Below are 12372 nucleotides of genomic sequence, written 5' to 3' on the forward strand. Positions count from 1 at the left end.
TAATATAGAAAGAGCCACTTTATAGTGGCTCTTTTTTTGTAACTTTTTCCAAATTTTAATCAATCAATACCAATGGAACTATATTATTCTTTTTCGGTTCTAATTGTTCTTGCTGCATTATTTTCTTATGCAAACCTTCGATTCCTAAAATTACCTGGAACAATTGGAATTATGATTATCGCCATGTTAGTATCTATCGCTATCCGTTTATTGGGAGATAGCTATTTTCCTGATGCTACAAAAGACATGTTTCAACTCTTTAATAGTTTAGACTTCAATGAAATATTGATGGGCGCAATGCTTAATTTTCTGCTTTTTGCAGGCGCAATGCACGTTAATATTCTCGATTTGAAAAACTTGAGATGGACAATTGCTACTTATGCTACAATATCAGTAGTATTATCAGCATTTATTATATCAGTAATTTTATATTACATTGCGCCATATTTTGGTATTCAAATTCCGTATATCTATTGTTTATTGTTCGGAACATTAATTTCTCCAACTGATCCAATCGTTGTATTAGGAATTTTGAAACAAGCAAAAGTTCCTAAAATTATTGAGACAAAAATTACAGGAGAGTCACTGTTTAATGATGGTGTGGCCGTTGTAATGTTCGCAGTAGTTTTACAAATAGCAACTAATCCAAGCTTTGATGCTGATTTTTCAAGTGTTTCAAAATTATTTTTAATGGAAGCCGGAGGCGGAATCTTACTTGGATTATTACTTGGATTTACAGCGTCTAATTCGATGAAAAAAATTGATGATTATAAAGTTTCAGCTTTAATTACATTGTCGATTGTAATGGGAGGATTTTTGATTGCAAAAGAACTTCATATTTCTAGTCCTTTAGCTATGGTTATCGCAGGTTTAATAATCGGAAATTATGGAAAGAAATTCGCAATGAGTAAAACAACTCAAGATTATTTAAACAAATTTTGGGAGCTTATTGATGAAATAATGAACGCCATTTTATTCCTTTTTATAGGTTTCGAATTGTTGTTAATAGAAGATTTAATGGATTAAATTCTATTAGGAATTGCCACAATTTTTATAGTCCTATTATCTCGAACATTATCAATTGTTATTCCAGCTCGTACTATTTTAAGAAAAAACACTTTTTCTAAAGGTTCACTTATTGTCTTGGTTTGGGGAGGAATTCGTGGAGGAGTTTCAATTGCGTTAGTTCTTTCGATGCCAAATTCGGAATGGAAAGATTTGTTATTAGAGATTACATACATCGTTGTTTTATTTTCAATCGTTATTCAAGGTTTAACTGTAGGTAAAGTGGCTCATCGTGTTCTAAAAGACGAATCTGATGAAGCAAATAAAGAAGAAATGGAAGATTATCTTAATTCATCTAAATTGTAAATAATTATAAAATATACAATTAAAAGGAACAAGCGCATCTATAGATGCGCTTGTTCCTTTAACAGAAGTTTAGAACTTAAAATGGTTTAGTTCACGAATTAATCTTTATTTTTAATAGAAATTAGAACAAGCCAACAGAATGAAATTAAAAGATTTATCTAATCAACTCGAAATATCTTTAGGAAGTTTACAGAATTTTATCAATGATTTTAATATTGATTTGAGTTTTTGTATTGACGAAAATTTTAATGTAACACAACAATTTATAACATTTTCGGAAGAGAATAAAGATTTCTTAAAAAGATATGCCGAAGATTATTCCAAAGAAAAAACAATAGAAGAAATCGCTAAAACAATTGGAGCGAAAGAAGAAGAAGTGCTTCATTTTTTTGTAACAAATGGAATTCCTGCCGAGGTTGCAAAGCAGATGAAAACGGGAGTGTCAAGTTATTTGATTCATTCTTACATTGGGGGAAAATATCCGTTTATAGAAAAAGCATTTCCGCAATGCGAAGATTTTTCTGGTAAAAGTTTAGTTGGTTATACCGATTTGTATTTTTATATGACTGATATGTTAGATCCATTTATTAGCAAAGATCAAGGAGAAAGTTGGGGAATCTCAAAACCTGCTGGCTTGATTTTGTATGGACCTCCAGGTAGTGGGAAAATATATTGGGCAAAGAAAATAGCGGATATGATTGGTTACGAATTTGTACATATTTTCAATGATTATTTAGTTGGGAATTTTGATAACAAAAAGAATAAATTCTCCGATTTTCTTTCAAAAAAGATGAATCAACCTAAAACATTATTGTTTATTGATTCGTTCGACGAAATATTACATTCTACTTCTGTAAATACCATTTATCCCGAAATGGTCGATTTGTTTTATTCCGTTCTTAGACATATTCAGAAAAATGATACGAAAGAACTTTTGATTGTTGGAGCTGTTGAATCTTTAGCAAATTTGAATGATGAAATCGTTGCACCTGGTCGTTTTGATTTACATATTCCGATTTTTCCTCCAACTTTTGACGAGCGCAAACAATTACTTCTACATCACATGACTACGAATTTGGCGCAAGATTCTCCGTTATTATCAATTTTGAAAAATCAAAATGCGTTGAACAAAGATTTCTGGACGCCTTATGCGGCTGAAATGAAAATTTTCTCAAATACAATGATGATTGATTTTACACAATCGCTTAAAAAACGTTTATATGCATTATACAGAAAAGATGAAACGAAAAATATTGTGATGACAGAAAAGGTATTGTTTTCTGCATTTCAAGAAGCAAAATCGAAATTAACGCCTGATTATTTAAAACATTGCGCAATTTTCTTAACAGAAGCCAAGCAAAATGTTGGTCAAGATTTTCCGCATCGTCTGATTGAATTAAATGCTGATTTAGAGTTTTATTTATCATCAAAAGAAATTCCGATTACTAAAATTGGTTTCAAGCAAAGTGATGAAGCAATTTCTCCTACAGCTCAACAAGCAGTTGAAGAAAATAAAGAAGTTCAGAATAAATAATATAAACCACAAAAAAAAGCGCTCTAAAAGCGCTTTTTGATTTTATAATTGATTAAAACTTACAAAGTTTTTAATGTCAATAATAAGATATTTCCTTTGTAAAGATGTAATTCTTTTCCAGAAACTTCGTAACGATTTACACTTTTCAACATCGATAAAAATGCTTTTTCTTCTTGCAAATTAGGACAAGCCATTTTGGTTTCAGAGAAATTAACGAAGCTGGTTACGCCGCTAACTTTTGTAAAAGAAGCATTGAAATTGTTGCAACCCGCAAAACCACTTACAGTCGAATTCGCTTCGTCAATAACCAACATCACGTCTTTATCGTACAAACCTTTTACTACGTTGTTATCGTTGATCAAATACCAATTTTGATTTGAAATTGAAACTTCCGCTTTAGGTTTAATTTTAGCAGTACTTGCGCTTGTAGAACAAGAAGTTGCTATAAAACTCATCAAAAGAGTTGCTGAAAATAAAGTTACAATCTTTTTCATTTTTCGGAATATTTTATCTCAACTCAGCGTTGAATTTTTCTTGATACAATTTGATTAATTTATTCATTAAACCATCAATTTCTTGATCGCTTAATGTTTTATTTTCGTCTTGAATCATAAAACTTAAAGCATACGATTTTTTACCTGCTGGCAATTTATCTCCTTCGTAAACGTCGAATAAATTAACGGCTTTCAATAAATTCGTTTTCACTTCTTTTGTAGCTTTGTACAATTCTTCATATTTCACAGAAGAGTCAAGCAATAAAGCTAAATCTCTACGAGAACCTGGGAATTTAGAGATTTCTTTGTATTTCAAATCGTGTTTGTTTGCTAAAGCAACCATTGCATCCCAATTTAATTGAGCAAAGAAAACATCTTGATTAACGCCTAATTTTTTCGCTAATTTTTTGCTGATGATTCCAAGTTTTCCTAATGATTTTTGACCAGAAACAAACTCAATTCCATCTAAGAAATTATCATCTTTTGCAGGTAACTCATCTGTAATTTGAATATCTAATCGAACAAAAATTTGTTTAATCAAACCTTTCAAATCAGCAAATGAAGCTTTACGTAAATTTCCTGTCCATGATTCGCTATTAAAGTTTCCTGAAAGAACGATTCCTAAACATTTATTTTCTTCGTAAATCCCATCAATTTTGCGGTAAACTTTTCCAAACTCGAATAATTTAACATCCGAATTACGACGGTTGATATTAAACGCAACATTTTCTAATAAACCATTCAACAAAGTGCGACGCATAACAGCTAAATCAGCCGAAAGCGGATTTAACATGGCAACACTTTCTCCTTCTGGATAAAAGAAAACTTCTTCGTATTCTCTTTTCGTTAACGAGTTATTCATCGCTTCATTGAATCCGAAAGAAATCAATTGACGCGCAATAAAATCTTCGATTTTATCTGGACTAACTTTTTGATTTGGAACATAAGAAAACGAGAATTTTGAAGGAATTTCGATATTATCGTATCCATAAATTCTCAAAATATCTTCGATCAAATCCACGTCACGTTGTACATCTACACGATAAGCAGGAACTTCTAAATCTAAAATTCCATCATTTTCTGACAAAATTTTAATTTCTAAATTCTCTAAAATCGATTTGATTTTATGTTCTGGAATTTCAACTCCTAATAATTCAACCACCTTATGTAAACGTAATTTTACATTAAAATTTTGAATTGGATTTTCGTAAATATCATCAATATTAGATGCAATTTCAGCTCCAGCAATTTCAACTAACATCATCGCAGCTTTTTTCAATGCATCGATTGTCGTGTTAGGATCAATTCCACGTTCAAAGCGGAAAGAAGCATCTGTATTCAACGCATGTGCTTTTGCACCTTTACGAATTGTTACAGGTTCAAAATATGCTGATTCTAAGAAAATAGTTGTCGTAGCATCCGAAACTCCAGAATCTTTTCCTCCGAAAACTCCAGCAATACACATTGGATTATTTTCGTTGCAAATCATCAATTCATGTCCTTTTAATGTACGTTCAACGCCATCTAAAGTTGTGAATTTTGTTCCTTCTGCTAATTTCTGAACGATCACTTTATTTCCTTCAATTTTAGCAGCATCAAAAGCATGTAAAGGTTGTCCTAAATCGTGTAAAATGTAATTGGTAATATCAACCACATTATTAATTGGCGATAATCCTATAACTTTTAAACGATTTTTTAACCAATCTGGCGACTCAGCAACTTTTACATTTTTTAAGTAAACACCTGCATAACGAGGCGCTGCTTCTGTATCTTTAACCTCGATAGAAATAGGATTTTTTCCGAAATCTGTCGTAGGATAATTTGATACATCATATGTTTTGAATGTTGACGCGATATCACGAGTTTTAAGGGCCGCATGTAAATCACGCGCTACACCAAAATGTGACATTGCATCCGCACGATTTGGCGTTAAACCAATTTCGATTTCGTGGTCAACTTCATCATTTTTTCCGAATAGGTCGAACGTAGAAGTTCCAGGTTTTAAATCTTCTGGTAAAACCAAAATACCAGAATGATCTGTACCAATTCCTAATTCTACTTCAGAACAAATCATTCCGAAAGATTCTTCACCACGAATTTTTGCCTTCTTGATTTTAAATTCACCATCTGGTGAAGGTAAAACCGTTCCGACAGTTGCAACAGGAACATTTTGACCTTCTGCAACATTAGGAGCTCCACAAACAATTTGCGTTTCTTTTCCGTCTCCTAAATCTATTTTAGTAACTCTTAATTTATCTGCGTTTGGATGAGGCACAGCTGATAAAACTTTACCAACTAATACGGTTTCCAAATAATTTTTAGCTCCACCTACTTGTTCTACACCTTCAACTTCTAGACCCGTACTTGTAAGTGTTGAAGACACTTCATCAAGTGTGATATCTGTATCAATGTAGGTTTTTAGCCAATTGTATGAAATTTTCATTGTATTGTATAAATGAATTTTATGTATTCTTTTTGATTATGCGTTTAACATAACTGGCATAACTAACATTAAGATTTCTTCGCCATCTTCTAGTCCATCAACTGGTTTGATGATTCCTGCACGATTCGGTTCAGACATTTCTAATGTTATTTCTTCTGATTGTAAATTGTTCAACATTTCGATTAAGAAACGAGAATTGAAACCGATTTGTAAGTCAGTTCCGTTGTAATCACAAGGAAGTCTTTCTTCTGCTTTGTTTGCAAAATCGATATCTTCAGCAGAAATTGTCAATGAATTTCCAACTAATTTTAATCGAACTTGGTTTGTTGTTTTGTTAGAGAAAATTGCCACACGTTTCAAAGATGTCAAGAATAAGTTTCTGTTAATCGTTAATACATTTGGATTTTCTTTTGGAATTACCGCTTCATAATTAGGATATTTACCATCAATCAAACGACAAGTTAACACGATGTTTTGGAATGAAAAACGTGTATTTGTATTGTTGTATTCGATTGTTACATCGTCATTATTTCCTCCTAAAATATTTTTCAATAAGATAAGTGGTTTTTTCGGCATAATATATTCAGCAGCTTGTAAATTCTCTAAACCATTGCGAGTATATTTTACCAAACGATGCGCATCTGTAGCAACAAAACGGAAAATATCTGCATTTGCTTGGAAGAAGACTCCTGTCATAATTGGACGTAATTCGTCGTTTCCTGTCGCAAAAATAGTTTTGATAATTGCTTCTGATAAAATGCTTGCACTAAGTGTTGTAGAGCTTGCGTCTTCGATATCTGGCGTTTGAGGATATTCGTTTGCGTCTTCGAATGCTAACTGATAATTTCCTTGTTCTGAAACAATTTCCAACGTATTTCCTTCTTTTTGGATAAAAGTAAGCGGTTGCGCAGGGAAAGTTTTCAACGTATCAGTTAAGATTTTTGATGGAATTGCAATTTTTCCATTATCATTAGACTCAACTTCTAAAGTTGTTGAAATTGTTGTTTCTAAATCAGAACCAGTGATAGTTAATTGGCTACAATCCAATTCGAATAAAAAATTATCAAGGATTGGTAAAGTATTATTAGAGTTAATAACCCCTCCGATTAAGTTAACATTTTTTAATAACGTGTTGCTCGATACAATAAATTTCATATGAAGAATATTTCCTTAAAATATCTAACAAATGTAATAAATAATCAAGTAAAAAACTCAAACCTATACATTAAATATTATATAGAATGGCTTGTTGTTGATTATCAAATAGAAAGATGATTGTAAATTGATTGTTATGATTTGTTTAAATTTTCTTTGAATTAAAAACTTTTCACCCGTAAATTTGTCTTGTATATCGAGACTTTTAACAAATCTTTTTGACCAAATCTCATCCAAAAAGATTAATTTGATTTTAAAATACTATTCTATGAAAATTGAATTGAATTTAGAAGGAAAAAATGGCGTTTTTATACTTCTTGATGAGAATAATAAAGAAGTTGGCGAATTAACTTTTATGCTGAAAGAAGAACAAATGTTGATTAATCATACAGGTGTTAATCCCGAATTGAGAGGGCAAGGTTTGGCAGAAAAGTTAGTGTTAGAAGCTGTAGATTACGCAAGAAAAAATCAGTTGAAAATCATACCATTTTGTAGTTATGTGAGCGTTTATGTTGGTAAACATCCAGAAGTGCAAGATGTAATTTAGAAAATTATGAATTTAGAAAAAGTTTTTGAACACAACCAAGAGTGGGTAAATAAACGTTTAGAACAAGACGAGCAATATTTTGATAAGCTTTCGGCTGGTCAAAACCCAGAAGTGCTTTACATTGGTTGTTCAGATAGTCGTGTGACGGCAGAAGAGTTGTTGGGAGCGGAGCCAGGAGAGGTTTTTGTACACCGCAATATAGCTAATATGGTAATTAGTTTGGATATGAATACCACTTCTGTTTTGGACTATGCAGTAGAACACCTAAAAGTGAAACATATTGTAGTTTGTGGACATTATAATTGTGGTGGGATTAAATCTGCAATGCTACCGAAAGATTTAGGAATTATGAATCCTTGGTTACGTAATATTCGTGATGTTTATCGTTTACATTCAGAAGAATTGAATGCAATCGAAAACGAAGGAATGCGTTACAACCGTTTGGTAGAGCTAAATGTACAAGAACAATGTGTCAATGTGGTAAAAAATCCTTTTGTGCAACGTGCAATGGAAAATGGATTGGAAGTACACGGTTGGGTGTTCGATTTGTTTACTGGAAAATTAATTGATTTGAATTTAAACTTCGATACAATCTTAGAAAATATCAAAGAAATTTACGATATCAACGAATAAATTTAACATTTTGTTATATTTGGTATAATAATTGTTTTTAACACTGTTAACCAAACTATATCAATGATTAACAACCGTTGGATAAAAAGAATCGGTATCGCTTTAATTTCTATTATTGCGGTACTTTTTATTTTAAGTTTTTACATCTCCTATTTTCTGAATGATCGACTTCCAAAAATCATTGCAGAAAAAAACGATACGGCTTATAATCTGACTTACGAAGATTTGAGTTTTTCCGTTTTTAATTCTTCACTATCATTAAAAAATGTCGAAGTTTCTCCAAAAGATTCTTTGTTGATAAAGGATTCGATTGACGCAACAGGAAAAGTCAAAGAAATAAATGTAGTCGGTATCAATTTTATAAAATTAATTACCAAAAAAGAAGTTGCGGCGCTTTCTATCAATATCAACAATCCTTCTGTTAATTATTATCTTAAAGAGAAAAAAGATTCGATCAAAAAAGATACAGCGCAATCTAAAGTTGGGCAAAGTATCGATGTTTCCAATGTAAATATCAATAATGGCGAGTTCAATTTGTATTCTCAATCAGGGAAAAGACATATTGCAAATGTTTCTAATTTTTCGATCGATTTTGACGGCGTTCGTTTCAATGAACGAACAGCGGACAAAAAAATTCCGTTCAGATATTCTGCTTTTGACATCAAATTAGATTCGATGTTTTTTGTAGTAAAAGATCAACAATTGATTAGAGCACGAAAAGTTCGTTTTAATGAAACTGATTTTGAGTTGGATAATTTCTTGATGAAACCGCTCAAAATGAACGGAAAAATGTACGTTCCAAACGATTCTGAAAATGATTTATTGGATATTGAATCACCACTTCTTTCGCTTTCTAAGATGGATTGGGGATTTACTTCGGAAGATAAATTATATTTTAAAACAGATTTAATCAAATTCAAAAATCCAAAAATTACCATTATTTCTGCCAAACCTGAGAATAAAGTTGAGAAACAATCAACTAAAAAAGTAAGCATAAAAACGGAAGATGCGGAGTTAATTAATATCAAAAAATTACAAATAGAAAACGGTAAAATTCGGTCACTTTTCTCGAATGCAAAAACGGTAAAATATGCAATAAACAATGTTGCGTTGAATATCGAAGGAATAAAAATGAATGCGTTGACACGTACAAATGATATTCCGATTGATTACAAAACTTTTCGTATTAAGTTGGATTCGATGTATTATCGTTTGAATGAAATGCACACGTTGACAGCTTCTAATTTTGATTTGACAGAAAAGAAATTAATTCTGAAAAATTTCAAAATGAAACCATTAATTTCAAAAAATCAATTTAATCGAAATTATACAAAATCAAACACATTATTAGATGTCGAAGCGCCAATTTTGACGTTGAATAATAACAGTTGGGGAATAAAAAATGGTGATTTTTATTTTCATACCAATTCAATCAAATTGGATGAAGTAAATGTAAAAATCATCGATCAAAAGAATGAAAAAGTTATTGCAAAAAAAGCGGAAAAAGCAACGCAAAAATTCTTGATTAATTTTAATCTTGGAATTGATACGATTCAAATCAAGCAATCGCGTTTTATTGCTTCACAAAAATTTGATTTCAATAATGTTAATTTGACGGTTTTAGGATTAAAAAATGATTATGGGAAAGAACTTCATGTTAATCATGTTATTTTCAAAAATCCAAAATTTACGATTTATGGACAGCCAAGACGAGTGGCACAGCGCGAAGGAAAAACGTCGAAAGAGTTTAATGATATTATAAAAGTTGATAAAATTTCGTTGGTAAATGGACATTTAGATGTGGTTCCTTATAAACAAAAAACGCCGAATTTAACATTGAAGCAAATTCAGTTAGCGTTTAATCAAATCAATGTTGATCCAAAAACAATTCAAGAAGCGATTCCATTTTCGTATAAATCTGTGTTGTTAAAATCTTCTGGAATTGATTTCGATTTAGGAAAAACGTATAAAATGAATACTGGAGCTTTGCAATTTCAGAATGGAAACTTGACGTTGAATCAATTAAAATTAACGCCAAAACTTTCTCGAAAAGCGTATACAGCTTCATTGAAAAAACAAGCCGATTTATATACAGTTTCTGTCGAGCAATTACAAGGAAATGGAATTCAGTGGGGAATTTCTCCATCCAAAGATTTCTTTTTGAAAGCGAATCAAATAAAATTGAACCAGCTTTATGCAAATATTTATAGAAGTTTGATTCCACCTGATGACACAAAACGTAAAACAATGTTTTCACAAAAATTACGTGAAATGAAATTTGATTTAGGGGTGAAACAATTGCAATTGGTCAACTCTAAATTAGAATATGAAGAGGAAACGGCTAAAAGTATCGGAACAGGAAAATTGACGTTTTCGTCGATAAATGCAACGGTTAAAAATGTCAATTCGGGTTATCGTAAAATATCTTTACCAGACGTTGATGTTGATTGGCATTCAGAATTTATGAATGGAGATTTGCGCGCAAATTGGACATTTAATCCAATGAATCGTTCTGAGAAATTTAATATCAATGGTTCAATTTCAAAACTTCCTGCAAAAAATCTTGATCCTTTTGTGAAACCGTATCTTAAGGTTTCTGTAGACGGATTTTTTAATCAAATAAAATTTAATTTTGATGGAAATGATAAAGTCGCTGGTGGAAATTTTGGAATAGATTATCAAAATTTGAAAGTGAATGTTTTGCGTGATGATGGTTCGAAAAGGAAACTATTATCAGCAGTTGGAAATGCAGCGGTAAAGAATGATTCTCGTGGAAAAATGAAAGAAGAAAAAGTAGAAAATATCGAACGAAAACAGGATAAATCATTTTTTAATTTCTTTTTAGCTTGTATCTTAGACGGTCTTAAAAAAGCACTTTTAATTATTTAAGAAAATGAAAAGAACAGTCTTCATAACCGGAGCAACATCTGGCATAGGAATGGCGACAGCAAAGAAATTAGCACCAAATTATCGTTTAATTTTGTGTGGGCGTCGTCAAGAACGATTAGATGAAATTCAGGCAGAATTGAGTCAAATTACGGAAGTTAAAACCATTCAATTTGATGTTCGAGACAAGGAAGCTGTTTTTAATGCAGTAGAAAGTTTAGAAAATGAGTGGAAAAATATTGATGTTTTAATCAATAATGCGGGAAATGCGCACGGATTAGCACCTTTTGATACAGCTGATTTGGAGGATTTGGAAGCAATGATTGATATCAATGTAAAAGGATTAATTTACGTTTCGAAAGCAATTATTCCAATTCTTAAACAATCATCAAATGCGCATATCATCAACCTTTCTTCGATTGCGGGAAAAGAAGTTTATCCAAATGGAGGAACATATTGTGCGTCGAAAGCGGCGGTAGAATCGTTGAGCAAAGGAATGCGTTATGATTTGTTACCTTACGGAATCAAAGTTTCCAATATTGCGCCAGGAGCGGTAGAAACAGAATTTTCTTTGGTTCGTTTCAAAGGAAATCAAGAACTTTCGGATAATGTATACAAAGGTTTTGAACCATTGGCTGGAGAGGATATTGCAAATGCAATAGAGTATTTGTTGCAACAACCAGAACATGTACAAATTGCTGATGTTACAATTTTTCCAAAAGCGCAAGCTGGAGGAACTGTTATTTATAAAGGATAATTTTATTAAAATATTGAACTAAAAAAGCCTCTATTTTAGAGGCTTTTTTAGTTCAATATTTTCTCATAACAAACACTTTCTTCGACGTCTTTGTATTGATCGTAATTTTCGATTCTTGTGTAATCACATCGCTCATACAAAGCGATTGCTTCGGGTTGTTTCAATCCAGTTTCCAAAATACATCGTTCATAATCCAATTCGATTGTCCAATTTTCTAACTCATTCAGAACTTTTGCCGCAATTCTATTTCCTCTAAAATCAGGGTTTACATACATTCTTTTCACTTCCATTGTTGTGTCAGAATAATGTTTTATTGCGCCGCAACCAACAGGATTTTCGTTTAAATAGGCGATAACAACGTGATTTATCTTGTCAACTTTATTGTATTGAGAAAAGAAAGAATGAAATTCTCCATCTCTTATCGCTAAATCTTTATCTAATTCTGTTACCAATTCTTCAAAATCTTTGTTAGAAGAATTTGTTCGAATGATTTTTATTGAATTCATATTATTTCTTTTGCTCAAATTTAATAAAACTTACGTTTTTTGTAGC

Annotated in this window: 9 protein-coding genes and 1 pseudogene; 6 read left to right on the forward strand and 4 right to left on the reverse strand. The window is 31.6% G+C overall.

Annotation, left to right across the window (positions count from 1 at the left end; translation table 11 throughout):
• The first annotated feature begins 72 nt into the window (after window positions 1-72).
• Window positions 73-1371, forward strand: a pseudogene (locus N5E64_RS11005) (cation:proton antiporter).
• Between the two features lie 139 nt (window positions 1372-1510).
• Complete coding sequence (locus N5E64_RS11010; protein WP_125350235.1) at window positions 1511-2905, forward strand: ATP-binding protein; 1395 nt, start codon at window positions 1511-1513, stop codon at window positions 2903-2905.
• Window positions 2906-2964: 59 nt separating this feature from the next.
• On the opposite strand, the gene N5E64_RS11015 is transcribed toward N5E64_RS11010, so the two are convergent.
• From N5E64_RS11015 to dnaN, 3 genes are read right to left on the reverse strand one after another with little or no spacing between them, the layout of a single operon-like run.
• Entirely contained in the window at window positions 2965-3399 is a 435-nt protein-coding gene (locus N5E64_RS11015) for an META domain-containing protein (RefSeq protein ID WP_125350236.1), read from the reverse strand.
• Window positions 3400-3412: 13 nt separating this feature from the next.
• A complete protein-coding gene (gene pheT, locus N5E64_RS11020; RefSeq protein WP_280037601.1) occupies window positions 3413-5842 on the reverse strand; it encodes a phenylalanine--tRNA ligase subunit beta in 2430 nt (809 codons plus the stop codon).
• Window positions 5843-5878: 36 nt separating this feature from the next.
• Window positions 5879-6997 (reverse strand): DNA polymerase III subunit beta, encoded by a 1119-nt coding sequence (gene dnaN / locus N5E64_RS11025; protein ID WP_125350238.1) that lies wholly within the window; start codon window positions 6995-6997, stop codon window positions 5879-5881.
• Window positions 6998-7265: 268 nt separating this feature from the next.
• Between dnaN and N5E64_RS11030 the strand changes: the two genes are divergently transcribed.
• The 4 genes from N5E64_RS11030 to N5E64_RS11045 all read left to right on the forward strand — a co-directional run bounded on the left by N5E64_RS11030 (window position 7266) and on the right by N5E64_RS11045 (window position 11820).
• Window positions 7266-7544 carry a GNAT family N-acetyltransferase gene (locus tag N5E64_RS11030; RefSeq protein WP_038337243.1) on the forward strand — a complete coding sequence of 93 codons (279 nt, stop codon included), beginning with the start codon at window positions 7266-7268 and terminating at the stop codon, window positions 7542-7544.
• Window positions 7545-7550: 6 nt separating this feature from the next.
• A complete protein-coding gene (locus tag N5E64_RS11035) occupies window positions 7551-8177 on the forward strand; it encodes a carbonic anhydrase (RefSeq protein WP_114999136.1) in 627 nt (208 codons plus the stop codon).
• Between the two features lie 63 nt (window positions 8178-8240).
• Entirely contained in the window at window positions 8241-11066 is a 2826-nt protein-coding gene (locus tag N5E64_RS11040; RefSeq protein ID WP_280037602.1) for a hypothetical protein, read from the forward strand.
• A 4-nt stretch (window positions 11067-11070) separates the two neighbouring features.
• Complete coding sequence (locus tag N5E64_RS11045; RefSeq protein WP_221854631.1) at window positions 11071-11820, forward strand: SDR family NAD(P)-dependent oxidoreductase; 750 nt, start codon at window positions 11071-11073, stop codon at window positions 11818-11820.
• Window positions 11821-11867: 47 nt separating this feature from the next.
• Here N5E64_RS11045 and N5E64_RS11050 read toward each other — a convergent pair whose 3' ends face one another.
• Window positions 11868-12326, reverse strand: coding sequence for a GNAT family N-acetyltransferase (locus tag N5E64_RS11050; protein ID WP_280037603.1), 459 nt, complete (start codon window positions 12324-12326; stop codon window positions 11868-11870).
• Window positions 12327-12372: the final 46 nt, after the last annotated feature.

Source organism: Empedobacter sp. GD03739 (assembly GCF_029843245.1).
Lineage (GTDB): Bacteria > Bacteroidota > Bacteroidia > Flavobacteriales > Weeksellaceae > Empedobacter > Empedobacter falsenii_B.